The organism is Providencia sp. NPDC089933, from assembly GCF_049545585.1.
Taxonomy (GTDB): domain Bacteria; phylum Pseudomonadota; class Gammaproteobacteria; order Enterobacterales; family Enterobacteriaceae; genus Providencia; species Providencia huashanensis.
The window spans coordinates 25,871-52,367 of the sequence record NZ_JBMWDT010000005.1 but is presented as its reverse complement, the minus strand read 5'-3'; the positions used below and the strand labels follow the sequence as shown (position 1 = coordinate 52,367).

General features: G+C 42.7%; 24 protein-coding genes. 21 read left to right on the top strand and 3 right to left on the bottom strand.

Annotated features, from left to right (window positions below; all coding sequences use genetic code 11):
- The first annotated feature begins 6 nt into the window (after window positions 1–6).
- Both ACPEH5_RS08945 and slyD read left to right on the top strand, forming a co-directional pair.
- Window positions 7–210, top strand: coding sequence for a YheV family putative zinc ribbon protein (locus ACPEH5_RS08945; RefSeq protein ID WP_042847592.1), 204 nt, complete (start codon window positions 7–9; stop codon window positions 208–210).
- Window positions 211–298: 88 nt separating this feature from the next.
- Window positions 299–898: a peptidylprolyl isomerase gene (slyD, locus tag ACPEH5_RS08940; RefSeq protein ID WP_042847590.1), complete on the top strand. Its 600-nt coding sequence runs from the start codon at window positions 299–301 to the stop codon at window positions 896–898.
- Window positions 899–955: 57 nt separating this feature from the next.
- Here the strand turns inward: slyD and ACPEH5_RS08935 are convergent, their stop codons facing one another.
- Window positions 956–1,177, bottom strand: coding sequence for a SlyX family protein (locus ACPEH5_RS08935; protein WP_042847589.1), 222 nt, complete (start codon window positions 1,175–1,177; stop codon window positions 956–958).
- A 253-nt stretch (window positions 1,178–1,430) separates the two neighbouring features.
- On the opposite strand from ACPEH5_RS08935, the gene fkpA reads away from it, so the two are divergent.
- From fkpA to ACPEH5_RS08840, 19 genes are all read left to right on the top strand, one after another.
- Window positions 1,431–2,174, top strand: coding sequence for an FKBP-type peptidyl-prolyl cis-trans isomerase (gene fkpA / locus ACPEH5_RS08930; protein WP_042847796.1), 744 nt, complete (start codon window positions 1,431–1,433; stop codon window positions 2,172–2,174).
- 1,073 nt (window positions 2,175–3,247) lie between these two features.
- On the top strand, window positions 3,248–3,952 hold the full coding sequence (locus ACPEH5_RS08925; protein ID WP_042847586.1) for a helix-turn-helix transcriptional regulator: 705 nt from the start codon (window positions 3,248–3,250) through the stop codon (window positions 3,950–3,952).
- Window positions 3,949–4,353, top strand: coding sequence for a sulfurtransferase complex subunit TusD (gene tusD / locus ACPEH5_RS08920; RefSeq protein WP_042847585.1), 405 nt, complete (start codon window positions 3,949–3,951; stop codon window positions 4,351–4,353). The genes ACPEH5_RS08925 and tusD overlap by 4 nt, the downstream gene beginning before the upstream one ends.
- A 55-nt stretch (window positions 4,354–4,408) precedes the next feature.
- Window positions 4,409–4,738: a sulfurtransferase complex subunit TusC gene (gene tusC / locus ACPEH5_RS08915; RefSeq protein ID WP_208292484.1), complete on the top strand. Its 330-nt coding sequence runs from the start codon at window positions 4,409–4,411 to the stop codon at window positions 4,736–4,738.
- 39 nt (window positions 4,739–4,777) lie between these two features.
- Window positions 4,778–5,065 (top strand): sulfurtransferase complex subunit TusB, encoded by a 288-nt coding sequence (tusB, locus tag ACPEH5_RS08910; protein ID WP_042847582.1) that lies wholly within the window; start codon window positions 4,778–4,780, stop codon window positions 5,063–5,065.
- A gap of 136 nt (window positions 5,066–5,201) precedes the next feature.
- Window positions 5,202–5,576: a 30S ribosomal protein S12 gene (gene rpsL / locus ACPEH5_RS08905; RefSeq protein WP_004923923.1), complete on the top strand. Its 375-nt coding sequence runs from the start codon at window positions 5,202–5,204 to the stop codon at window positions 5,574–5,576.
- Between the two features lie 98 nt (window positions 5,577–5,674).
- Window positions 5,675–6,145, top strand: coding sequence for a 30S ribosomal protein S7 (gene rpsG / locus ACPEH5_RS08900; protein ID WP_004262486.1), 471 nt, complete (start codon window positions 5,675–5,677; stop codon window positions 6,143–6,145).
- An 85-nt stretch (window positions 6,146–6,230) separates the two neighbouring features.
- Window positions 6,231–8,357, top strand: a complete 2,127-nt coding sequence (gene fusA, locus ACPEH5_RS08895; RefSeq protein ID WP_129466963.1) for an elongation factor G — start codon at window positions 6,231–6,233, stop codon at window positions 8,355–8,357.
- Between the two features lie 78 nt (window positions 8,358–8,435).
- The gene (gene tuf, locus ACPEH5_RS08890) at window positions 8,436–9,620 is read left to right on the top strand and encodes an elongation factor Tu (RefSeq protein WP_166686806.1); all 1,185 of its coding nucleotides are present in this window, start codon (window positions 8,436–8,438) and stop codon (window positions 9,618–9,620) included.
- 167 nt (window positions 9,621–9,787) lie between these two features.
- Window positions 9,788–9,973 carry a hypothetical protein gene (locus tag ACPEH5_RS08885; RefSeq protein ID WP_129467292.1) on the top strand — a complete coding sequence of 62 codons (186 nt, stop codon included), beginning with the start codon at window positions 9,788–9,790 and terminating at the stop codon, window positions 9,971–9,973.
- A 247-nt stretch (window positions 9,974–10,220) separates the two neighbouring features.
- On the top strand, window positions 10,221–10,607 hold the full coding sequence (gene secE, locus ACPEH5_RS08880; RefSeq protein WP_042849047.1) for a preprotein translocase subunit SecE: 387 nt from the start codon (window positions 10,221–10,223) through the stop codon (window positions 10,605–10,607).
- A complete protein-coding gene (gene nusG / locus ACPEH5_RS08875; protein WP_004264378.1) occupies window positions 10,608–11,153 on the top strand; it encodes a transcription termination/antitermination protein NusG in 546 nt (181 codons plus the stop codon).
- A 177-nt stretch (window positions 11,154–11,330) separates the two neighbouring features.
- The gene (gene rplK, locus ACPEH5_RS08870; protein ID WP_042849046.1) at window positions 11,331–11,759 is read left to right on the top strand and encodes a 50S ribosomal protein L11; all 429 of its coding nucleotides are present in this window, start codon (window positions 11,331–11,333) and stop codon (window positions 11,757–11,759) included.
- 4 nt (window positions 11,760–11,763) lie between these two features.
- A complete protein-coding gene (gene rplA, locus ACPEH5_RS08865) occupies window positions 11,764–12,465 on the top strand; it encodes a 50S ribosomal protein L1 (RefSeq protein ID WP_042849045.1) in 702 nt (233 codons plus the stop codon).
- A gap of 329 nt (window positions 12,466–12,794) precedes the next feature.
- On the top strand, window positions 12,795–13,292 hold the full coding sequence (gene rplJ / locus ACPEH5_RS08860; protein WP_042849044.1) for a 50S ribosomal protein L10: 498 nt from the start codon (window positions 12,795–12,797) through the stop codon (window positions 13,290–13,292).
- A gap of 60 nt (window positions 13,293–13,352) precedes the next feature.
- Window positions 13,353–13,721: a 50S ribosomal protein L7/L12 gene (gene rplL / locus ACPEH5_RS08855; protein ID WP_042849043.1), complete on the top strand. Its 369-nt coding sequence runs from the start codon at window positions 13,353–13,355 to the stop codon at window positions 13,719–13,721.
- Window positions 13,722–14,079: 358 nt separating this feature from the next.
- The gene (gene rpoB, locus ACPEH5_RS08850) at window positions 14,080–18,108 is read left to right on the top strand and encodes a DNA-directed RNA polymerase subunit beta (RefSeq protein WP_042849042.1); all 4,029 of its coding nucleotides are present in this window, start codon (window positions 14,080–14,082) and stop codon (window positions 18,106–18,108) included.
- A gap of 109 nt (window positions 18,109–18,217) precedes the next feature.
- Window positions 18,218–22,438: a DNA-directed RNA polymerase subunit beta' gene (rpoC, locus tag ACPEH5_RS08845; RefSeq protein ID WP_042849041.1), complete on the top strand. Its 4,221-nt coding sequence runs from the start codon at window positions 18,218–18,220 to the stop codon at window positions 22,436–22,438.
- 423 nt (window positions 22,439–22,861) lie between these two features.
- Window positions 22,862–23,734: a VWA domain-containing protein gene (locus tag ACPEH5_RS08840; protein WP_241105347.1), complete on the top strand. Its 873-nt coding sequence runs from the start codon at window positions 22,862–22,864 to the stop codon at window positions 23,732–23,734.
- A gap of 70 nt (window positions 23,735–23,804) precedes the next feature.
- Here the strand turns inward: ACPEH5_RS08840 and dcuC are convergent, their stop codons facing one another.
- Window positions 23,805–25,178, bottom strand: a complete 1,374-nt coding sequence (gene dcuC, locus ACPEH5_RS08835) for a C4-dicarboxylate transporter DcuC (protein ID WP_129467291.1) — start codon at window positions 25,176–25,178, stop codon at window positions 23,805–23,807.
- On the bottom strand, window positions 25,175–26,428 hold the full coding sequence (gene pepT / locus ACPEH5_RS08830; RefSeq protein ID WP_042849037.1) for a peptidase T: 1,254 nt from the start codon (window positions 26,426–26,428) through the stop codon (window positions 25,175–25,177). Before pepT ends, dcuC begins: the two co-directional genes overlap by 4 nt.
- Between the last annotated feature and the right edge of the window lie 69 nt (window positions 26,429–26,497).

The window sequence follows — 26,497 nt, the reverse complement described above, 5'->3', positions numbered from 1 at the left end:
ACCAACATGTCGTCAACACGTAAACGGTTTATTGCAGGTGCAATTTGCCCTAAATGTAAGTCACAAGACACGTTAATGATGTGGCGTGAAGATAAAATTGATGTAGTTGAATGTGTCAATTGTGGCGATCAGCAGCGTCAAGCAGGGGATGAAACAACTGGGCATATTAGGGAAAAAGAGCAAGTTATAGGGATTTTTACACCTGAATGAGAGAATTTTGTCAATTCTCAATACATCACTATAGTTTTTCGGTACAATTGGCAGAAAAATTTTCCCCATATGGGTAGTAGGAGATGTCATGAAAGTAGCAAAAGACTTGGTGGTCAGCTTGGCTTATCAAGTAAGAACAGAAGACGGTGTTTTAGTTGATGAGTCCCCAGCAAGCGCGCCAATGGACTATTTGCATGGCCGTGGGTCTTTAATTTCAGGTCTAGAAAAAGCATTAGAAGGACGTGCTGTCGGTGAAAACTTTGATGTTGAAGTTGCTTCAGACGATGCATATGGTCAATACGATGACAACTTAGTTCAACGCGTTCCTAAAGATGTATTCATGGGCGTTGATGAGCTAGAAGTGGGTATGCGTTTCTTAGCTGACACTGACATGGGCCCAGTTCCTGTTGAAATCACCGGTATTGAAGGTGATGAAGTTATCGTTGATGGTAACCACATGTTAGCAGGCCAAAACTTGAAATTTAATGTTGAAGTCATGGCTATTCGTGAAGCAACAGAAGAAGAAATTGCACATGGGCACGTTCATGGTGCAGGCGGTCACGACCATGACCACGACCACGAAGGTGGTTGCTGTGGCGGTGGCGGTCATAGCCACGGCTCAGAAGGCGGTTGTTGTGGCGGTGGCGAAGGCCATGGTCACAAACAAGGCGGCTGCGGTTGCCATTAATAACTAGCAATAGCTAAGTATTAGAAGGAAGCGAAAGCTTCCTTTTTTGTGGCCTCATTAATAATGAGGAGGGGGTGTTTCTTCTTCTGGCCTTGCTAAATGGCTATCTTGCGAAGATTTCAGCCTTTCCGTCACAATGCGTAAATGCTCTTGCATACGGTTAAGTTGCATTTGTTGGTCGGTGATAACTTGGTTGAGTTGTTCAATCGCCAATTCTTGAAAGGCGACTTTGCTTTCTAAAAGTTCTAAACGTTGTTCTAATGTATCAGATGAGCCCATCTTCGACTCTCCTTAGATGTATTTGTCATAATTAAACCATCATAATAACCGAACATTACAAATCCATAGATAAGTTTTAGTTAAAGATGTAGGCGATGAAACCTCTTTTTGTTAATGTAGTCTAAGAAATTCTTATTTTTTTCTATACTAATTTGGTAATCAGTTTCTAAAGTTAAAAGTTGATTATCAATAAACATAAAAACGAATAGTTCGCTATTCGAACATACTCGAATAAAAGTTATCGGAGATTAGGATGAAATCACTGTTTAAGGCAAGCCTTTTAGCAACTACGCTAGCATTTACTTTCGCTGCTCCACAGGTGATGGCAGCGGAAGCCAAAGCACAAAGCAGCGCATTCAAAAACGCAGAAGAGCGTAATGCGTATGCATTAGGTGCTTCATTAGGCCGCTACATGCAGAATTCTTTAGAAGAACAAAAAACCATTGGTATTAACTTGGATAACGCTCAATTACTGGCGGGTGTTCAAGATGCTTTCAATGGCAAAAGCAAAATGACGGATGCAGAGGTTGAAGAAACACTGCGTCAATTTGAAGGGCAAGTCAAAGAAGCTGCCGACAAAAAAATGAAAGAAGAATCAGCAAGCAATGAGAAAAAAGGTGCTGAGTACCGCGAAAAATATGCGAAAGAAAAAGGCGTAGTAAAAACTAAGTCTGGCTTACTGTACAAAATTGAAAAAGAAGGTACAGGTGCAAAACCTAAAGCAGACGAAACCGTTGTTGTTCACTACAAAGGTTCTCTGATTGATGGTACTGAATTTGACAGCTCATACACACGTAATGAGCCACTGACTATTCCTTTAAACTCAGTCATTAAAGGCTGGACTGAAGGTCTAGTTAACCTGAAAAAAGGCGGTAAAATGCAGTTAGTGATCCCTGCTGATTTAGCGTATGGCGAAAACGGCGTTCCGGGTATCCCTGCAAACTCAACTTTAGTCTTTGATGTTGAATTATTAGATATCAAACCAGCGGCTAAATAAGCGCAAATAAAGTTTGTTTCAAGAGCCCAAGGCGTCAGGTCTTGGGTTTTTTTTGTATAAAGCATTTTAATTATCTCTATGGCGACTCATTAGCATCTATAAGATATCTTTGTTTCCTGCCATGAAAGCTCCTTATTTAAAAATAAAGAAAATACAGTAGATAATACGGTTAAAAATATAAATGTTTTAGGTGAGTTTCTAATGATATGGAAAGGCGTAAAATATGAAATGTCAATATCTGATAAATAAAAAACAAAAAGGTTAATCACATCAACGATTAATATTAATGAAATGGCTAACATAAAAATGCGTTTAATTATGGATTTAATATGTAATGAATAATTTAGCACAGAGGTAAGTAGCAGTGAGCGCATTGCCATAATCAGTAAAGTAAAACTGATTGAATAGATGGTCAGCTCATCAATGTGCACCGTGACAGTGCCGGTGATTAACAGTAATAAGTCATATATTTCATTGAATGAAACTATTAGAAAGTAAATAGTTAGAACTATAGATTTGTATTTTGGCATAAGAAACCTTACGAATTAATAAAATTTTTTAGTGAAATTGCTTTTTAATTATAATGGTGAGTTTTTGATGTTATTTCAGCTAAGTAAAATTGTAAATAATTATACCTTTATTATTTAATTAATAATTATGAGTTGGTTTTACATATATTATTAATAATAAATCACTATCGCGAATAGTCCCATTTATATGAATAACGAAAAAACTAAATTTACTCTGTTATAGATCTTGCTAAGTCGAGGTACTCCCGGTTAATGAGTAAGTTGTCGATACGTCACACCATGGTGGTGACGAAAGAGACTAACCTTGATGAATTTTCTGTAAAAAAATTCTCAAATTGTTTAAAACTTGTGATAAAACAGACTGTCTTGCATTCATTCGCTTGACGACAACGTCTTGGAGTTTTAACTTCACAAGACTCTATTTTATTTTTTATCATCATAATTGTTGATTACAAGTCGTATAATTAAGGTAAATTAGTCGAATAATGAATGCCTTATTAGTCAACGGGATGAATTTTTACATTTAGAAGGATGATGTTGAAAATGTCAGATTCTTTACAGTCACACGACCTCAGCGATATCAATATACTGGATAACCAGCCGTTTACTGAGACCGACCACGAAATCTTAAAATCATATGAAGCGGCGGTTGATGGCTTAGCAATGTTAATTGGTGGGCACTGCGAAATTGTTCTTCATTCTTTGGAAGACCTAAACTGTTCAGCAGTGAGAATAGCGAATGGGCAACACACTGGTCGTAAAATTGGCTCGCCGATAACGGATCTCGCACTGCGCATGTTGCATGATATGGCAGATGAAGAATCCAACGCTTCCAAGGCTTATTTTACGAAAGCTAAAAGTGGCGATTTAATGAAATCAGTGACTATTGCTATCCGTAATCGTAAGCAGCGTGTTATTGGCTTGCTATGTATTAATATGAACTTGGATGTGCCATTCTCTGAAATTATTCAATCGTTTGTTCCAGAAACAAAACAAGAAGTCACTTCAGATGTTAACTTTGCATCTTCTGTTGACGATCTTGTTGCACAAACACTGGAATATACTATCGAAGAAGTCGGTAATGACCGTAATGTTTCGAATAATGCGAAAAACAAGCAGGTAGTACTTAACCTTTATGAAAAAGGGATTTTCGATATCAAAGACGCGATAAACCAAGTTGCTGATCGCCTGAATATTTCTAAACACACAGTTTATTTATATATTCGTCAATTCAAGAGCGGTGAATGAGTCACGTAAATTCATTAAGTTACTGTTTATTAGTTACTGGTCCGGCTTATGGAACGCAACAAGCCACAAGTGCGTTCCAATTTGCGAAAGCCCTTCTTGCAGAAGGGCACCAATTGAAAACCCTATTTTTTTATCGGGAAGGGGTGACCAATGCTAATTTGTTGACCTCGCCTGCAACGGATGAATTTAATTTAGTTGCAGCATGGCAGGAACTGGCAGAGCAATCAGGGTGTGAAATGCACATTTGTGTTTCTGCCGCATTACGACGGGGTATCGTTGACCAAGAACAAGCGCAAAATTTAACGCTGCCCGTCGCTAATCTTGCAAATGGCTTCATCATGAGCGGCTTAGGGAGCTTAGCTGAGGCTATGATGACCACAGACAGAACAGTCCAATTCTAAGAACAGCCCAACACTAAGGTATTGTGTGAAAAAAATTGCCTTTGTCTTTACAACTATGCCTCATGGAAATGCAAGTGGCCGAGAAGGGTTAGATGCCTTATTGGCGACTTCAGCGCTGACAGAAGACATTAATGTATTTTTTATTTCTGATGGTATTTTTCAGCTTCTTGCAAAACAACAACCTAGCAAAGTTCTGGCCCGAGATTACATCGCTACGTTTAAAATTTTACCGCTGTATGATATTGAAAATATTTATCTTTGCCGCGCTTCTATGCAAGAAAGAGGGTTGGATGAACATCATGAATGGGTAGTCCCGCCTAAGATCCTTGGCGTTGAAGAGATTCGCAAGAAAATTGCGGAATGCGATGTGGTGCTTAGATTTTAATCTTTTGTGTGGTTTTTGATCTATGATAGGATCTTTTCTATGCTGTATACATTAGCAACATCTCCGTTTAGTTGTGATTTTTCGGCAGTGTTACGTTTAATTACTGATAAAGACGTAGTTTTACTGATGCAAGATGGCGTGGTTGTCGCGGTACAGCAGTCGCCTTACCTTGATGCATTGCAAAAAACAGGGGCTCAGTTGTATGCATTAGATGTAGACATCAACGCGCGGGGGTTACAAAATTCCCTCTCAAACGCAGTTTCTGTAATCACTTATCAAGGTTTTGTGAAGCTAACAGAAGTCCAAAAACAACATTTTGCCATATAAAGGCACTAAAAGTTGTATATTTCTTGACACCTGAGCCAGTCAGCAATAAAATTTCGCGTCCTCGTGTATCGTCATGTTGGCGAACGAGGTCGAAATCCGTGTTTACGAAGCAAAAAAACCAGGAGCTTTTTTAATAATGGCAACTATTAATCAGCTGGTACGCAAATCCCGTAGCTCGAAAGTTGTGAAAAGCAACGTTCCAGCACTGGAAGCTTGCCCGCAAAAACGTGGTGTATGTACACGTGTATATACTACTACTCCTAAAAAACCAAACTCAGCATTACGTAAAGTATGCCGTGTTCGTTTAACTAATGGTTATGAAGTTTCTTCCTACATTGGTGGTGAAGGCCACAACTTGCAGGAACACTCCGTAATTCTTATCCGTGGTGGTCGTGTTAAAGACTTGCCAGGTGTGCGTTATCACACCGTTCGCGGAGCACTGGACTGTTCTGGTGTTAAAGACCGCAAACAAGCACGTTCTAAGTACGGCGCTAAAAAGCCTAAGGCTTAATGGATATCCGTTAAGTAAGGCCAAACATTTTTAATCTTAATGTCAAAATAAACTCGTAGAGTTTTGGACAAACCTGAATTAACAACGGAGTCATATCCATGCCACGTCGTCGCGTAATAGGTCAACGTAAAATTCTTCCAGATCCTAAGTTCGGATCAGAATTACTGGCCAAATTTGTAAATATCCTGATGGTAGACGGGAAAAAATCTACTGCTGAAGCAATCGTATATAACGCACTTGAGACCCTTGCTCAGCGTTCTGGTAAAACTGAACTTGATGCATTCGAATTAGCACTGGATAACGTGCGTCCGACTGTGGAAGTTAAATCCCGCCGTGTTGGTGGTTCAACTTACCAAGTTCCAGTTGAAGTTCGCCCGGTTCGTCGTAATGCCCTGGCAATGCGTTGGATCGTTGATGCTGCTCGTAAACGCGGTGATAAATCTATGGCTCTGCGCCTGGCAAACGAATTATCAGATGCTGCTGAGAACAAAGGTTCCGCTGTTAAGAAACGTGAAGACGTTCACCGTATGGCAGAAGCTAACAAGGCGTTCGCACACTACCGTTGGTAATTTTTTATCGACCTTAGTGCTGTATCTCAGGGTAGCCTTTGCTACCCTTTATATGAAGAAATGAACGCCCACGAGAGAGGAAAAAATGGCCCGTCAAACGCCCATAGCACGTTATCGTAATATCGGTATCAGTGCACACATCGACGCCGGTAAAACCACAACTTCTGAACGTATTCTGTTCTATACTGGTGTAAACCATAAAATTGGTGAGACTCACGAAGGTTCTGCAACAATGGACTGGATGGAGCAGGAGCAAGAGCGTGGTATTACTATCACATCTGCTGCGACTACTGCATTCTGGTCTGGTATGGCAAAACAGTATGAGCCACACCGTGTTAACATCATCGACACCCCAGGACACGTTGACTTCACCATCGAAGTAGAACGTTCTATGCGTGTTCTTGATGGCGCAGTAATGGTTTACTGTGCGGTTGGTGGTGTTCAGCCACAGTCTGAAACTGTATGGCGTCAGGCTAACAAATATAAAGTTCCACGTATTGCGTTCGTTAACAAAATGGACCGTATGGGTGCGAACTTCTTACGTGTTGTTGAGCAATTAAAAACACGTTTAGCAGCTAACGCAGTTCCACTGCAATTACCAGTAGGCGCAGAAGAGTCGTTCACTGGTGTTGTTGACTTGCTGAAAATGAAAGCAATCAAGTGGAGCGATGAAGACCAAGGCGTTACCTTCGAATACGAAGATATCCCTGCGAACATGCAAGAAGCAGCTGAAGAGTGGCACAACAACCTAATCGAAACCGCAGCAGAAGCATCAGAAGAACTGATGGAGAAATATCTGGGCGGTGAAGAACTGACTGAAGCAGAAATTAAAGCTGCATTACGTCAACGTGTTCTTGCAAGTGAAATTATCCTGGTTACCTGTGGTTCTGCATTTAAGAACAAAGGTGTTCAGGCGATGCTGGATGCAGTTATCGATTACTTACCTGCGCCAACAGATGTACCTGCGATCAATGGTATTCTGGACGACGGTAAAGACACTCCAGCTGAGCGTCACGCAAGTGATGATGAGCCATTCTCATCATTAGCATTTAAAATTGCAACTGACCCATTCGTGGGTAACTTGACGTTCTTCCGTGTTTACTCTGGTGTTGTTAACTCAGGTGACACAGTACTGAACGCAGTTAAAGCGAAAAAAGAGCGTTTTGGCCGTATCGTACAGATGCACGCTAATAAACGTGAAGAGATTAAAGAAGTTCGCGCTGGTGACATCGCGGCAGCTATCGGTCTGAAAGACGTTACTACAGGTGATACTTTATGTGCGATTGATGCACCAATCATCCTAGAGCGTATGGAATTCCCAGAGCCAGTAATCTCTGTTGCAATCGAACCAAAAACTAAAGCTGACCAAGAAAAAATGGGTATCGCATTGGGCCGTTTGGCGCAAGAAGATCCATCTTTCCGCGTATCAAGTGATGAAGAGACGAATCAGACTATCATCGCTGGTATGGGTGAATTGCACTTGGACGTTCTGGTTGACCGTATGCGTCGCGAATTTAAAGTTGAAGCGAACGTTGGTAAACCTCAAGTAGCTTACCGCGAAGCAATCACTGCTAAAGTGACTGATATCGAAGGTAAACACGCTAAACAGTCTGGTGGTCGTGGTCAGTATGGTCATGTCGTTATCGATATGTTCCCACTGGACAAAAACGATAAAGACGGTGCTCCAATGGACTACGAATTTGTCAACGAAATCAAAGGTGGTGTAATTCCTACTGAATACATCCCTGCGGTTGACAAAGGTATCCAAGAGCAGCTGAAATCTGGCCCATTAGCGGGTTATCCTGTGGTTAACATGGGTGTTCGTCTACATTTCGGTTCTTACCATGATGTTGACTCCTCTGAATTGGCGTTTAAACTTGCGGCATCAATCGCGTTTAAAGATGGCTTCAAAAAAGCTAAACCAGTTCTGCTTGAGCCAATCATGAAAGTCGAAGTGGAAACACCAGAAGACTACATGGGTGATGTTATTGGTGACCTGAACCGTCGTCGTGGTATGATTGAAGGTATGGATGACCTACCTACTGGTAAAGTCGTTCGTGCACAAGTACCATTGTCGGAAATGTTCGGTTATGCTACTGACCTGCGTTCTCAGACACAAGGTCGTGCTTCATACTCTATGGAGTTCCTGAAGTACAATGAAGCACCAAACAACGTTGCACAAGCTGTTATCGAAGCTCGTAACGCTAAATAATCGGTTTTTTATCGATTAACTACTTTAATTTAAGTTCCTTCTTTATAGTGAAGAGGGAACTCCATAAGGAATAGAGTCGTGTCTAAAGAAAAATTTGAACGTTCAAAACCGCACGTTAACGTTGGTACTATCGGCCACGTTGACCATGGTAAAACTACTCTGACAGCAGCTATCACTACTGTTCTGGCTAAAACTTACGGCGGCGCAGCGCGTGCATTCGATCAAATCGATAACGCACCAGAAGAAAAAGCGCGTGGTATCACCATCTCTACTTCTCACGTAGAGTACGATACTCCAACTCGCCACTACGCACACGTAGACTGCCCAGGACACGCCGACTATGTTAAAAACATGATCACTGGTGCTGCTCAGATGGACGGTGCAATCCTGGTTGTTGCTGCGACAGATGGCCCAATGCCACAAACTCGTGAGCACATCCTGTTAGGTCGTCAGGTTGGTGTTCCATACATCATCGTTTTCCTGAACAAATGTGACATGGTAGACGACGAAGAGCTGTTAGAATTAGTTGAAATGGAAGTTCGTGAACTTCTGTCTCAATACGATTTCCCAGGCGACGACACTCCAGTTGTTCGTGGTTCAGCTCTGAAAGCGCTGGAAGGCAACCCAGAGTGGGAAGCGAAAATTGTTGAATTAGCAGGTTACTTGGATTCTTACATCCCAGAGCCAGAGCGTGCAATTGACAAGCCATTCCTGCTGCCAATCGAAGACGTATTCTCAATCTCAGGTCGTGGTACAGTAGTAACAGGCCGTGTTGAGCGTGGTATCATCAAAGTTGGTGAAGAAGTTGAAATCGTTGGTATCCAAGACACTGTAAAAACTACCTGTACTGGTGTTGAAATGTTCCGTAAACTGCTTGACGAAGGTCGTGCAGGTGAGAACGTTGGTGTTCTGTTACGTGGTACAAAACGTGAAGAAATTCAACGTGGTCAAGTATTGGCTAAACCAGGTTCAATCAAACCACATACTCAGTTCGAATCAGAAGTTTATATTCTGAGCAAAGATGAAGGTGGTCGTCATACTCCATTCTTCAAAGGTTACCGTCCACAGTTCTACTTCCGTACAACTGACGTAACAGGTACTATCGAACTGCCAGAAGGCGTAGAAATGGTAATGCCTGGTGATAACATCAACATGATCGTTACCCTGATCCACCCAATCGCGATGGACGACGGTTTACGTTTCGCAATCCGTGAAGGTGGCCGTACTGTAGGTGCGGGTGTTGTTGCAAAAATCATTGCATAATACCGCTCTTTCTGAATAAGAAAGAACTACTTTAGTAAAAAAGGGCGTCTATTAGACGTCCTTTTTATACGTTGCAAAATTAAGAACCTATCTCATCAATCGTTTATATAATTATTGGTGAGATAGGCTCTGAAACAACGATTTGAAACAATAAATTGGTAACTGCGTTGTTTACTTTACGCAGTTATATGAGATTTATTAAGGTTTTGCTCAGAAGATATGGTATATTTTACCGCTGCCACAAAAAAGAAGGTTATTTTCCTATTGGTGTGGTTGAAAAATTTGCTGAGCATGCTGAAATTCCTGCGGAATGGATAGCACTTGTGAAATGGATAGTACTGGCCAACAAATAGTACTTGCGAAATAGAATGTGACTGCATTTAGTCGTATTTGCAGAACCAATAGCGCTAATTTAACTCCATTAAACAAGGCTAATCGCCTTTAACTCGCAGGTGATGTTATTGATATCCTTATCAGGTGCTACAGGTTGAGTTGGTAGTATTTGGGGGATATGTTGGCATATTCTATTGGTTTGGCTTGCTTGTTTTACCTTTGTAAACAAGCTGGCTTTGTACATACTTCATGGTAACAGGTTGAATTATGAGTGCGAATAGCGAAGCTCAAGGAAGTGGACGCAGTGCAGACATCTTCAAATGGGTAATTGTCTGTGCCCTATTAATAATTGCTATTGTCGGCAACTATTACTTCCGTCAATATAATCTCGCCCTGCGTGCTTTTGCGGTCGTGGCTGTTGTCGCTATTGCGGGTGCTGTCGCTTTATGGACTGCAAAAGGTAAAGCAACACTGGCGTTTGCGCGCGAAGCTCGCATTGAGATGAGAAAAGTCATTTGGCCTACTCGCCAGGAAACATTACAAACTACATTGATTGTTGCCGCAGTAACGGCGGTTATGTCATTAATACTGTGGGGATTAGATGGTATCCTGGTGCGTTTAGTTTCATTTATTACAAGCCTGAGGTTATTCTAAATGTCCGATTCACCTAAAAAGCGCTGGTATGTCATTCAGGCATTCTCTGGTTTTGAAGGTCGCGTAGCACAGTCTTTACGTGAACATATCAAATTACATGCTATGGAAGATTCTTTTGGCGAAGTTATGGTTCCAACAGAAGAGGTTGTTGAAATCCGTAGCGGTCAGCGCCGTAAGAGTGAACGTAAATTCTTCCCAGGCTATGTCTTAGTCCAAATGGTCATGAACGATGACTCTTGGCACTTAGTACGTAGTGTACCACGTGTAATGGGGTTCATTGGTGGAACGTCAGATCGACCTGCACCTATTAGCGATAAAGAAGTTGATGCGATCATGAACCGCTTACAACAAGTTGGTGATAAGCCACGTCCGAAAACACTGTTTGAACCTGGTGAAATGGTTCGCGTTAGTGAAGGTCCATTTGCTGACTTTAACGGTGTTGTTGAAGAAATCGATTATGAAAAGAGCCGCTTAAAAGTCTCTGTTTCTATCTTTGGTCGTGCAACTCCAGTCGAATTGGATTTTGGCCAAGTCGAAAAAGCCTAATCTAAACGACAAAACTGACTTGCAAAAGGCGTGAAATTTGACTACAATTTCGCGCCTTTTGTTTTTATGCTTTGCCAATTTAGCCTCTTAACTGGCTTAATATAGGGCGGGGCATGTTTAATGTAACGGGGAGCCTTGCAAATCGTAAGGCGCTATCACCCATCTAGAGGAAATATCATGGCTAAGAAAGTTCAAGCCTACGTTAAGCTGCAAGTTGCAGCTGGTATGGCGAACCCAAGTCCACCAGTTGGTCCAGCTCTGGGTCAACAAGGTGTTAACATCATGGAATTCTGTAAAGCGTTCAACGCAAAAACAGACAGCCTAGAAAAAGGTTTACCAATTCCTGTTGTTATTACTGTTTATGCAGACCGTTCTTTCACTTTCGTTACCAAAACTCCACCTGCAGCAGTTCTGCTGAAAAAAGCAGCTGGCGTTAAGTCTGGTTCAGGCAAGCCTAACAAAGACAAAGTTGGTAAAGTGACCTCTGCTCAGATTCGCGAAATCGCTGAAACTAAAGCTGCGGACATGACTGGTGCTGATATTGACGCAATGATGCGTTCAATCGAAGGTACTGCTCGTTCCATGGGCCTGGTAGTGGAGGACTAAGACAATGGCTAAACTGACTAAGCGCATGCGCAATATCCGTGAGAAAGTTGATGCAACTAAACAGTACGACATCAACGAAGCCGTTGCACTGCTGAAAGAATTAGCAACTGCTAAATTCGTAGAAAGCGTTGACGTAGCTATCAACCTGGGCATCGATGCTCGTAAATCTGACCAAAACGTTCGCGGTGCTACTGTACTGCCACACGGTACTGGCCGTTCAGTTCGCGTTGCTGTATTTGCACAGGGCGCAAACGCTGAAGCTGCTAAAGCTGCAGGTGCTGAACTGGTTGGTATGGAAGATCTGGCTGATAAAATCAAAGCTGGTGAAATGGACTTCGACGTTGTTATCGCATCTCCAGATGCAATGCGCGTTGTTGGCCAATTAGGTCAAGTTTTAGGCCCACGTGGTCTGATGCCAAACCCGAAAGTTGGTACTGTAACACCAAACGTTGCTGAAGCAGTTAACAATGCTAAAGCAGGTCAGGTTCGTTACCGTAATGACAAAAACGGAATCATCCACACCACTATCGGTAAAGTTGATTTCGATGCTGACAAACTGAAAGAAAACTTAGAAGCTCTGTTGGTTGCTCTGAAAAAAGCAAAACCAGCTTCAGCTAAAGGTGTTTTCATCAAGAAAGTTAGCCTGTCTACGACGATGGGTGCAGGTGTTGCTGTTGACCAAGCTGGTTTATCAGCGACAGTTTAATTTCCATAGCTTTGGCTAATTGGTAATTAGGCTTTACCTTTGCGTCAATTTTGTATAGAATTTGACGCCTTGAGTTTGTTGGGTATAGAAATATGCTCAACAAACCACGAATTTCGGTATGGAGTCTGGCCTTTCCAGACCCCGTCCAAGACCGCAGGTGTAGTTTATTAGTTATTAATAGCTACTTAATTTGCCTGCGTAGACGGTGACAGAGATACCTAGAATTTTATTCTGGATTCTGCTCACCGTGTTTTAGCGCTCAAACACATGTTGTGTCTGAGTGATGTGAGTCCCGGGGGTTTCCCGGTTAATCCAGGAGCAAGAAGCTAATGGCACTAAATCTTCAAGACAAACAAGCGATTGTTGCTGAAGTCAGCGAAGTAGCCAAAGGCGCGCTTTCTGCAGTTGTTGCTGATTCACGCGGCGTAACTGTAGCAAAAATGACTGAACTGCGTAAAGCAGGTCGCGAAGCTGGCGTTTATATCCGTGTTGTTCGTAATACACTGATCCGCCGTGCTGTTGAAGGTACTTCTTATGATGTACTGAAAGACGCGTTTGTTGGTCCAACCTTAATTGCTTTCTCTAACGAACATCCGGGCGCTGCTGCTCGTCTGTTCAAAGAGTTCGCGAAAGCGAATCCAGCATTTGAGATTAAAGCTGCGGCCTTTGAAGGTGAGTTAATCCAAGCGAAAGATATCGATCGTCTGGCAACTCTCCCAACTTACGAAGAAGCAATCGCACGCCTGATGGCAACCATGAAAGAAGCCGCTGCCGGCAAACTGGTTCGTACTCTGGCTGCTCTGCGCGATCAGAAAGAAGCTGCATAAGCCCTTTCCTTCGTTGCTTTTTAACGTATAAACTATTTCTGAATTTTAGGAACACTTGTTATGTCTATCACTAAAGACCAAATCCTTGATGCAGTTGCAGAAATGTCTGTAATGGACGTTGTTGAACTGATTACTATGATGGAAGAAAAATTCGGCGTTTCTGCTGCTGCTGCTGTTGCTGCTGCACCAGGTGCTGCTGCTGAAGCTGCTGAAGAAAAAACTGAGTTTGATGTTGTTCTGACTGGTATTGGCGGCAACAAAGTTGCAGTCATCAAAGCAGTTCGTGGCGCAACTGGTCTTGGCCTGAAAGAAGCTAAAGACATGGTAGAATCAGCTCCAGCGACTATCAAAGAAGGCGCAAGCAAAGACGAAGCTGAAACTCTGAAGAAAGCTCTTGAAGAAGCAGGCGCTTCTGTTGAACTTAAATAAGTTTAACTTCAAGAACGCAGCCTAGTTTATTTAGGCTGACGGCTGGTGATTTTTTAATCACCAGCCTTTTTGCGCTGTAAAGCGTGATGGGTGTTAACAGCTTTTCACGCAGTTTTAATGTTAACAACAACCCTCCAATACTTCTTTCTATTGACGACTTAATATACTGTGTTCTTAGCTACGACCCGCTCGGGTAGCTCGGTAGCAAATGTAACGCAATGAAATGATTTAAGAGTAATAGCAATGAGTATTAAGGAAAGTATTCATTTTCCGTTTCTAATAAAAAACGCGTTGCGGTTCAGACTCTTACTAAAAGAGCTAACCACTTGGGTCACTGATCAACGAGCTGAGGAAACCTATGGTTTACTCCTATACCGAGAAAAAACGTATTCGTAAGGACTTTGGTAAACGTCCACAAGTTTTGGACATACCATATCTCCTTTCTATCCAACTTGACTCGTTCCAGAAGTTTATCGAGCAAGATCCAGATGGCCAGAATGGGCTAGAAGCAGCTTTCCGTTCTGTGTTTCCAATTCAGAGCTATAGCGGTAATGCTGAACTACAATATGTCAGCTATCGTTTAGGCGAGCCTGTTTTTGATGTTAAAGAATGTCAAATTCGCGGTGTAACTTACTCTGCACCTTTACGAGTGAAATTACGTCTCATCGTTTATGAGCGTGAAGCGCCAGAAGGTACAGTTAAAGACATCAAAGAACAAGAAGTCTACATGGGTGAAATTCCACTCATGACTGAAAACGGAACTTTCGTTATCAACGGTACTGAGCGTGTTATCGTTTCTCAGTTACACCGTAGCCCTGGTGTATTCTTTGACAGCGATAAAGGTAAAACACACTCTTCAGGTAAAGTGCTATATAACGCACGTATTATCCCTTACCGTGGTTCATGGCTTGATTTCGAATTTGACCCGAAAGATAACCTATTTGTACGTATTGACCGTCGCCGTAAATTACCAGCGACCATTATTCTACGTGCAATGGATTACAGTACTGAAGATATCTTAAATCTGTTCTTCGAAAAAACTGTCTTCCAAATCCGCGATAACAAACTGATGATGACGCTAGTTCCTGAGCGTTTACGTGGTGAAACAGCTTCTTTTGATATCGAAGCGAACGGTAAAGTCTATGTAGAAAAAGGCCGCCGTATCACAGCACGTCATATTCGTCAGTTAGAAAAAGAAGAAGTTAGTAACATCGAAGTACCTGTTGAATATATTGCAGGTAAAGTTGTTGCAAGAGACTACATTGATGAAAGTACTGGTGAGCTGATTTGTGCAGCGAACATGGAACTTTCTTTAGATATGTTAGCGCGTTTAAGCCAGTCAGGTCATAAAACAATCGAAACATTGTTTACTAATGACTTAGACCACGGTGCTTACATTTCTGAAACCGTTCGTGTCGACCCAACTAACGATCGTTTAAGTGCACTGGTAGAAATCTACCGTATGATGCGCCCTGGTGAGCCACCAACACGTGAAGCTGCTGAGAACTTGTTCGAAAACTTATTCTTCTCTGAAGACCGTTACGACTTGTCTGCAGTAGGCCGCATGAAGTTCAACCGTTCACTGAACCGCGAAGAAATCGAAGGTTCTGGTATCTTGAGTGAAGAAGACATCATTGATGTTATGCGTAAACTCATCGATATCCGTAACGGTAAAGGCGAAGTTGATGATATCGACCACTTAGGTAACCGTCGTATTCGTTCTGTTGGTGAGATGGCAGAAAACCAGTTCCGTGTAGGTCTGGTCCGTGTTGAGCGTGCAGTGAAAGAGCGTCTTTCTCTGGGCGACCTTGATGCATTAATGCCACAAGACATGATCAACGCGAAACCAATTTCAGCGGCAGTTAAAGAGTTCTTTGGTTCCAGCCAGCTGTCCCAATTTATGGACCAGAACAACCCGCTATCTGAAATTACGCACAAACGTCGTATCTCTGCGTTAGGTCCAGGTGGTCTGACTCGTGAGCGTGCGGGCTTCGAAGTACGTGACGTTCACCCAACTCACTACGGTCGTGTATGTCCAATCGAAACGCCTGAAGGCCCGAACATCGGTCTGATTAACTCATTATCTGTTTATGCACAGACCAATGAGTACGGTTTCTTGGAAACCCCATACCGTTTAGTTCGTGATGGCTTAGTTACTGACGAAATTCACTATCTGTCTGCAATCGAAGAAGGCAACTTTATCATTGCTCAGGCGAACACCGTTTTAGGTGATGATGGTAGCTTTGTTGAAGAACTGATCACTTGTCGTAACAAAGGTGAATCAAGCTTATTCAGCCGTGAACAAGTTGAATATATGGACGTTTCGACCCAACAGGTTGTTTCTGTAGGGGCGTCACTGATCCCATTCCTTGAACACGATGATGCTAACCGTGCATTGATGGGTGCGAACATGCAACGTCAAGCGGTTCCTACTTTACGTGCTGACAAACCGTTGGTAGGTACAGGTATGGAACGCGCAGTAGCGGTTGACTCAGGGGTTACTGCTGTTGCAAGACGTGGTGGTTCAGTTCAGTACGTTGATGCTTCTCGTATCGTGATTAAAGTTAACGAAGATGAGATGTATCCGGGTGAAGCTGGGATCGATATTTATAACCTGACCAAATATACACGTTCGAACCAAAATACCTGTATTAGCCAGATGCCTTGTGTATCTTTAGGTGAACCAGTTGAACGTGGTGACGTGTTAGCTGATGGTCCTTCAACAGACCTCGGTGAATTAGCGCTTGGTCAAAACATGCGTGTGGCATTCATGCCATGGAATGGTTATAACTTCGAAGACTCCATCTTAGTCTCTGAGCGTGTTGTTCAAGAAGACCGTTTCACAACTATTCACATTCAGGAACTTTCTTGTGTGTCTCGTGACACTAAATTAGGGCCTGAAGAAATCACTGCGGATATTCCAAACGTCGGTGAAGCTGCACTTTCTAAACTTGACGAATCCGGTATCGTTTATATCGGTGCAGAAGTGAAAGGCGGCGACATTCTGGTCGGTAAAGTGACACCTAAAGGTGAAACACAATTAACGCCAGAAGAGAAACTGTTACGTGCTATCTTCGGTGAAAAAGCATCAGACGTTAAAGACTCTTCTTTACGTGTTCCTAACGGTGTTTCTGGTACGGTTATTGACGTACAAGTATTTACTCGTGATGGCGTAGAGAAAGATAAACGTGCATTAGAGATCGAAGAAACTCAGTTACGTGATGCGAAGAAAGACTTAACAGAAGAACTGCGTATTTTTGAAGCAGGTCTGTTTGCTCGTATCCGTTCTGTACTGGTTAACGGCGGAATTGAAGCTGAAAAACTGGATAAACTGCCTCGTGATCGTTGGTTAGAACTATCTTTAGCAGACGAAGAGAAGCAAAACCAGTTAGAACAGTTAGCTGAACAGTACGATGAACTGAAATCTGAGTTTGAGAAAAAACTCGATGCGAAACGTCGTAAAATTACTCAAGGTGATGACTTAGCACCGGGTGTACTGAAAATTGTTAAGGTTTATCTGGCTGTTAAACGTCAGATCCAACCGGGTGATAAAATGGCGGGTCGCCATGGTAACAAAGGTGTTATCTCAAAAATCAACCCAGTTGAAGACATGCCTTACGATGAAAACGGTAACCCAGTTGATATCGTTCTGAACCCGCTGGGCGTACCATCACGTATGAACATCGGTCAGATTTTGGAAACCCACTTAGGGATGGCTGCGAAAGGTATTGGTGAGAAAATCAATGCTATGCTTAAACAGCAAGAAGAAGTTGCCAAACTGCGTGAGTTTATCCAAAAAGCATACGATTTAGGTGATGACCCGCGCCAGAAAGTTGACTTGAACACTTTCTCTGACGAAGAAGTTATGCGTTTGGCTGAGAACCTGAAAAAAGGTATGCCAATTGCAACACCAGTATTTGATGGTGCGAAAGAGAAAGAAATCAAAGAACTACTGAAATTGGGTGGTCTACCAACTTCAGGTCAGATTACATTATTCGATGGTCGTACTGGCGAGCGTTTTGAACGTCAAGTTACTGTTGGTTATATGTACATGCTGAAACTGAACCACTTGGTTGACGATAAGATGCACGCCCGTTCAACAGGTTCTTATAGCTTGGTTACTCAGCAACCGCTGGGTGGTAAAGCGCAGTTCGGTGGTCAGCGTTTCGGGGAGATGGAAGTGTGGGCACTGGAAGCATACGGTGCAGCCTATACTCTTCAAGAAATGCTTACAGTTAAATCGGATGACGTTAACGGCCGTACGAAGATGTATAAAAACATCGTCGATGGCAGCCATCAGATGGAACCTGGTATGCCGGAATCTTTCAACGTATTGCTGAAAGAAATCCGCTCACTGGGTATCAACATCGAGCTGGAAGACGAGTAATTCGTTTTGTGCCGGAGGGCTCGCCTTCCGGCCTATGTAAGCACTGGGATTTGGGGAGAGTGGCTTTGAACACTCACCTGACAGGTCTAACTCCGACAGGAGCCATTTTGTGAAAGACTTAATAAAGTTTCTGAAAGCGCAAACCAAGACCGAAGAGTTTGATGCGATCAAAATTGCTCTGGCATCGCCTGATATGATCCGTTCGTGGTCATTCGGTGAAGTGAAAAAGCCAGAAACCATTAACTACCGTACGTTCAAACCTGAGCGTGACGGTCTTTTCTGTGCACGTATTTTCGGGCCAGTAAAAGATTACGAATGTCTGTGCGGTAAGTACAAACGTTTAAAACACCGTGGTGTGATTTGTGAGAAGTGTGGCGTTGAAGTTACACAGACCAAAGTCCGTCGTGAGCGCATGGGTCATATTGAACTTGCTTCTCCGACTGCACATATCTGGTTCTTAAAATCACTGCCATCACGTATCGGTTTGTTGCTCGATATGCCACTGCGTGATATCGAACGCGTTCTGTACTTTGAATCATATGTCGTCGTTGAAGGTGGTATGACTAGCCTTGAGCGTGCACAGATTCTGACAGAAGAGCAATATTTAGATGCGCTAGAAGAGTTCGGTGACGAATTTGATGCGAAAATGGGTGCGGAAGCTATCCAAGGCCTGCTGAAAAACCTCGATCTTGAGAACGAGTGTGAAACGCTGCGTGAAGAGTTAAACGAAACTAACTCTGAAACTAAGCGTAAAAAGCTGACTAAGCGTATCAAACTACTGGAAGCATTTATTCAATCTGGCAACAAACCAGAGTGGATGATCCTAAATGTGCTGCCAGTATTACCACCTGATCTGCGTCCATTAGTTCCATTGGATGGTGGCCGTTTCGCAACGTCCGATCTCAACGATCTGTATCGTCGCGTAATCAACCGTAATAACCGTCTGAAACGTCTTCTGGATCTGGCTGCGCCAGACATCATCGTACGTAACGAAAAACGTATGTTGCAAGAAGCGGTTGATGCTCTGTTAGATAACGGTCGTCGTGGTCGTGCTATCACTGGTTCTAACAAACGTCCTCTGAAATCTTTGGCTGATATGATCAAAGGTAAACAAGGTCGTTTCCGTCAGAACTTACTTGGTAAGCGTGTTGACTACTCAGGTCGTTCTGTTATCACCGTAGGTCCATACCTACGTCTGCATCAGTGCGGTCTGCCTAAGAAAATGGCACTTGAGTTATTCAAACCATTTATCTATGGCAAATTAGAATTACGTGGTCTGGCAACAACCATTAAAGCTGCGAAGAAAATGGTTGAGCGCGAAGAAGCCGTTGTTTGGGATATCTTGGATGAAGTTATCCGCGAACATCCAGTTATGCTGAACCGTGCACCAACACTTCACCGTCTGGGTATCCAAGCTTTCGAACCTATCTTGATCGAAGGTAAAGCTATCCAATTGCACCCACTCGTTTGTGCGGCATATAACGCCGACTTCGATGGTGACCAAATGGCGGTACACGTTCCTCTAACTCTGGAAGCTCAGTTAGAAGCACGTGCGTTGATGATGTCAACAAACAACATTCTGTCACCTGCAAGTGGTGAGCCTATCATCGTTCCTTCTCAGGACGTTGTATTAGGTCTTTACTACATGACTCGTGACTGTGTAAACGCGAAAGGCGAAGGCATGGTGTTAGCCGGCCCTAAAGAAGCTGAGCGTGTTTACCGTTCAGGTCATGCATCACTGCATGCCCGTGTTAAAGTCCGTATCACTGAAGAAGTTAAAGATTCGGAAGGTAACATTACGATTAATACTGGTTTAGTTGATACCACGATTGGTCGTGCAATTTTATGGATGATCGTACCGAAAGGTCTGCCTTATGCATTGGTTAACCAAGCACTCGGTAAGAAAGCGATTTCCAAAATGCTGAACACCTGCTACCGCGTATTGGGTCTGAAGCCAACCGTTATTTTTGCTGACCAAATCATGTACACCGGTTTTGCCTATGCGGCACGTTCTGGTGCATCGGTTGGTATCGACGATATGGTTATTCCAGAGAAAAAAGCTGGGATCATCGCAGAAGCAGAAGCAGAAGTTGCTGAAATTCAAGAACAGTTCCAATCTGGTTTGGTAACAGCAGGCGAACGTTATAACAAAGTTATCGATATCTGGGCTGCTGCAAACGAACGCGTTGCAAAAGCAATGATGGAAAACTTGTCAACTGAAACGGTTATTAACCGTGATGGTGAAGAAGAACAACAAGTTTCTTTCAACAGTATCTTTATGATGGCCGACTCCGGTGCTCGTGGTTCTGCTGCTCAGATCCGTCAGCTAGCGGGTATGCGTGGTCTGATGGCTAAGCCAGATGGCTCAATCATCGAAACACCAATCACGGCAAACTTCCGTGAAGGTCTGAACGTTCTCCAGTACTTTATTTCGACGCACGGTGCGCGTAAAGGTCTTGCCGATACCGCATTGAAAACAGCGAACTCCGGTTACTTGACTCGTCGTTTAGTTGACGTTGCACAGGACTTGGTTGTTACTGAAGACGACTGTGGTACTCATGAAGGTATCCTGATGACTCCGGTTATCGAGGGTGGTGACGTGAAAGAACCACTGCGTGAGCGTGTACTGGGTCGTGTGACTGCAGAAGACATTCTGGTTCCAGGTACTGCGGATATTTTAGTTCCACGTAACACATTACTGCACGAAAAACTGTGTGACTTGTTAGAAGCTAACTCAGTCGACAGCGTTAAAGTTCGTTCAGTAGTAAGTTGTGAAACTGACTTCGGTGTGTGTGCTCACTGTTATGGTCGTGACCTTGCTCGTGGTCATATCATCAACAAAGGTGAAGCTATCGGTGTTATCGCGGCACAATCAATCGGTGAGCCGGGTACACAGTTGACGATGCGTACGTTCCACATCGGTGGTGCGGCATCTCGTGCGGCAGCTGAATCTAGCATTCAAGTTCGTAACACAGGTACGCTGAAATTAGTTAACGCGAAATATGTTACTAACTCAGAAGGTAAGTTGGTTATTACTTCACGTAATACAGAACTTCGCCTGATCGATGAGTTCGGTCGTACGAAAGAAAGCTATAAAGTCCCTTACGGTGCGCACTTGACGAAAGGCGATGGCGCTGCGGTAACAGGTGGCGAAACTGTTGCTAACTGGGATCCACATACGATGCCAGTCGTCAGTGAAGTTTCAGGCTTTATCAGCTTCTCTGACATGCTTGATGGTCAAACGATGACGCGTCAGACTGATGAATTAACTGGTCTGTCTTCAATCGTTGTACTGGATAGCGCTGAACGTACTAGTGGTGGTAAAGATTTACGTCCTGCTTTGCGTGTTATTGACGCAAAAGGTAACGATGTTCTTATTCCTAACACTGATATGCCAACTCAGTATTTCTTACCGGGTAAAGCGATTGTTCAGTTAGATGATGGTGTTGCTATCAGCGCGGGTGATACTTTAGCACGTATTCCACAAGAATCTGTGGGTACAAAAGATATCACGGGTGGTCTGCCACGCGTAGCTGACTTGTTTGAAGCTCGTCGTCCGAAAGAACCAGCTATCTTGGCTGAAATTAGCGGTATTATCTCGTTTGGTAAAGAAACCAAAGGTAAGCGTCGTTTGGTTATCACACCATTAGATGGTAGTGATCCATACGAAGAGATGATCCCTAAATGGCGTCAGCTCAACGTGTTTGAAGGTGAGATCGTCGAACGCGGTGATGTTGTTTCCGATGGCCCAGAATCTCCACATGATATTCTGCGTCTGCGTGGTGTTCATGCAGTGACACGTTATATCACTAACGAGGTTCAGGAAGTTTACCGCTTACAAGGCGTTAAGATAAACGATAAACACATTGAGGTTATCGTGCGTCAGATGCTGCGTAAAGTTACCATCGCGGATGCTGGAAGTTCAGAATTCCTCGAAGGTGAACAAGTTGAGTACTCACGTGTTAAAGTTTCTAACCGTAAACTGGAAGTTGAAGGTAAAATTCCAGCTAACTATGCTCGTGACCTGTTGGGTATTACTAAAGCATCTCTGGCAACAGAATCCTTTATCTCGGCAGCATCGTTCCAAGAAACAACACGCGTACTGACTGAAGCAGCGGTTGCAGGTAAACGTGACGAACTGCGTGGTCTGAAAGAAAACGTTATTGTTGGACGTCTGATCCCTGCAGGTACTGGTTTTGCGTATCACCAAGACCGTATCCGTCGCCGTCATCTGAATGATGTTGTGGAAGCTCCACAAGTGAGTGCAGATGAAGCAACAGCGAACTTAGCTGAACTGTTAAACGCTGGCTTTACTAGCGACAAAAATTAAGACCTATTAGTCTTAGTTTTCTAGAAAAAACCGATGACTTATGTGCATCGGTTTTTTTATATATAAATTAAATATCAACCGATAGTATTTTTAATTATTCAATTGGTAGCTATATGACTTGCTGTATTATTATTTTGATTTTTATTTATAAATAATAGCGTTAATTAAATTTAATATTGAATGTTAAATTTAACTATAAGCTGATTTTATAAATTAAGTGATTATTGAGGGAAATAAATTAATAATGTTTATCTCCGATGTGTGACGATAAACTTATAATTTCACTTTTAATTTATTATTAATAAGTTTGAATTATAAAAATATTAATTAATAAACGATAGGATAATCATTTTGAATAAAAATATAGATAATAGTAAAGATAGTATTTTCCCACCGAATATCCAGACATCCCAAGCATCTATTATGCATAATAAAAATACAGCACAAATAGTGACAGGTAACGGCCCTATTGCTTTAGATTTAGTCGTTATTATTGATACCAGCGGTTCAATGGCTGATGAAGCAGGGGATTTAAGTCAACAGATTGATGCGACGATTGAAGCGGCATCAGCAAAGTGTCCATCCCATCTTAGAGCGACATTTTTAGGCATAGAAGGGAATTGGGCAAACACAAAGTTTGATCAATCTGCCAGCGAATATTTAATCAAGATAGGTGCAAACGAAAGGGATCTACAAGCTAGATTGCCGTTTAAAGAATCTGACGGGCGAGATCACGCTGGAAATAAAGAGGATTTATGTCGCGCGGTTATTGATATTAGTAAATATTTTGATTGGCGCGATGATGCCCGTAGGGCTATCTTTGTATTGGGTGATGAAGGAATGGAAGGGGGCGGCGGAATTCTCACTCGTGCTGCTATCGCCAAAAATAATGAAGCTATATCTGTGGCTCAAGAAAGAGGAATTAAAGTATATACCTACCAAGGTACGCCAGACGATAGCCCCACCAATCTAGATCGTTTTCCAACTCTTGCTGATAGAGATAACGTGACGAGAGAGTATGAACGACTCGCCAAAGAAACCGACGGACGTGCGTACATTTACACCACAGGAATTGCGAATTTCTCGTTGGTTTTACAGGAAATACTGTGCGATAGCTTAACCCCACCAGTAAAACCAGATAAAGGTTTATTAAGTTGTGATGCGGTGTGTGACAACTTGCCATTAATTATTAATACGGTAAACACATTATCCAATATCATCAATAAAACAATCAACTCTTGTTGCCCAATAGACTCAGATACAAAACATGATGAGCCATGCCAGTGTCAGCATTAATGTTATGTTATTAAAAAATAAAAGCGGGAATATTTTCCCGCTTTGTCATTATTATTGATAAGTTTCGTGATTAATAAAAAATACCTATAATTGCACAGTGGGCAACAAACCCGACCATCAATGGTACAGCAGTACGTTTGACTACATCGAAAGGTTGTAGTTTAGCTCCACTGGAAACCGCAATGATAACCCCTGCAACAGGGGACATACCACGCCCCATATGAGAAGCCTGTTGCATCGGCAGGATCATAGCGATTGGGTTAACGCCCATACTGTGAGCAATTTGTGGGATTAATTCCACGAATGCTAAGAATGGTGCATTACCTGAACCCATAATAATTGCTGCAGCAAGAGTGACTAAGGCAAACACAATTGCCATTGCAAATGGCGGTAAGCCGACTGATTCTGCACCAAGGATAAGTTGGTCTATAGCACCACTGACTTTAATACCATGAGCAAAAACACCAGCCGCAACTAATAACCCGACGACATTACTAAACGCATGGCCCATTCCATTTAAAAAGGTTTGGAAGCCATTACAAACTATTTTGAAATTACGGACTCGTGCAGTTTCAATCACCATACAGATTGCCATAGCAATTAATACGATTGTGACGACATCCAAGTGAATACCATTAAAGAATAAGTTTGAAGTACCAACAGCCATCACGATAGGTAACATAGGAAGAAATGCATAGTATCCGGGTACGGATTTTTTGTTTTCTTCTTTTTCGTGAGACTGTACCGCTTTTCCAATCTCTGGTACAAAGCCTTGTTTACGGTCACAATGGCGCTGCCAAAATATATGTGTAATTCCTACAACAAGGACGGTTGCTAATGCGGCAGGGCCTTGGTAATAAAGTACATATTCAACGACAGACATATCAACAGCTTTTGCGCCACGGATAGCATCAATCGCCGTTGGTGTATAGGCAACACCAAGGGATGTCGCGATAACCCCAGCCGCAGATGCCGGTGATAACCCCAAGCCAATCATGATTGGGAACATGGTACCCATTAACAATACGGCCAAGCCTGTTGCTGATGGAATGGCTAATTGCAAGATACTCGCCAACAAGAAAGAGAAAAATAGTAGTACATAAGGTGAACGCATATTTTTCAGTGGCTTGGTTGCAACACGCACTACCGCTTCATTGGCACCGATATGGTCCATATAGTGCGCAAAGCCCATCAATGCCATGATCATTAAACCGAGATCAGCAGCGCGACTACTGAATAAATCACGCATGACCTCAAATGGGTCGAGCCAAGTTATCCCTGTGGTGGTGACATTTTTAGGGAGGATAGGCCCCCAGCCAAGGGCTAGGGTGAATATCATCAATACTAAACCAGCAATTAATAATACTGGTTCAGCTTTGTATCCCTTCAAAATAAACCGCGCAACCAAAACAACGATAATCAGAACCGTTAGGATTGGGATCATGCTTTAGCTCCTGGTTTGAAGCGCTCAGCAGTAATTTGTACGACTTGTTTTAATACGTCACTTGCAGCATACAGTGATTTTACTGGCAAATATTCATAGATGGAGTGGAAATTATGTGCACCAGTGAAAATATTTGGGCAAGGCAAGCCATTTTGTGACAATGCTGCGCCATCATACCCACCACGCATTGGGATCACTTTAGGCGTGATACCACAAGCTTGGTACGCCTCAACGGCGATATCGATCGGGTAGCGGTTTTCACCTTGCAAGCTGTTATAAACGTTAGAATAACGGTCTGATAATTTACAAACAACGCTCTCTTTACCCCATAAACCTTCACAGCTTTCTGCTAATTTTTTTAAGAAAGCCATACGGGTGCGGTAACCTTCTTCTGTAAAATCACGCACATCCATTTTTAGGACAGTACGTGCGCTGTTACCTGACATTTGTTTTACCCAATAATAACCTTCACGGCCATCGGTATATTCAGGTGCTTCACCGCCTGGTAACATAGCAATAAACTTCTGCGCCATTAATAGTGAATTGATTAATTTACCTTTTGCAGACATTGGGTGTGCTGATTTACCAGTAAAGATAATTTCGGCATCGCCAGCGTTCCAATTTTCATACACTAATTCACCTATCCCGCAGCAGTCTAATGTATAAGCAAAATCCGCCCCAAATTCTTGCACATCAAAAGCTTTAGCGCCGCGGAGCCCCTGTTCTTCATCTGGAACAAAGCCAATTTTGATGGTGCCATGTTTGATTTCTGGGTTTTGTTTGAAATATTGCAGCATATCCATGATAGAGGCTATTGCCGCTTTATCATCAGCGCCTAATAGGCTGGTTCCATCGGTGACGATGATGTCATCACCAATGTAATTCACCAGTTCAGGGAACTCACTCTTACGTAGATAAATATTGAGTTCTTTATTCATGCATAGGTCTTCGCCAGTGTATGGCAAAATCTGTGCTTTAGTGTCATTGGTTTGTTCTGCACTGGTGTCTAAGTGGCCGAAGAAAGCGACTGTTGGGACATCATAATCAAGGTTGGAAGGTAAAGTGGCGGTAACAATAGCCGTATCTCGCAATTTAATATCTTCAACGCCAAGAGCCTCTAACTCTTGAACAAGTTGTTTCGCTAGAACGCGCTGTCCTTCTGAAGATGGCATGATCCCAGCTGCGCCCTTTTCCCTGTCAGTGGTGGTGTTAATTTTTGTATAAGAAATAAACCGATCAACAATATTCATTCTTTTAATTCTCCGATATTTTATCGAATGTGTTTTACATTAGTTTTTTCTGCGGTTGTAATTTGATTT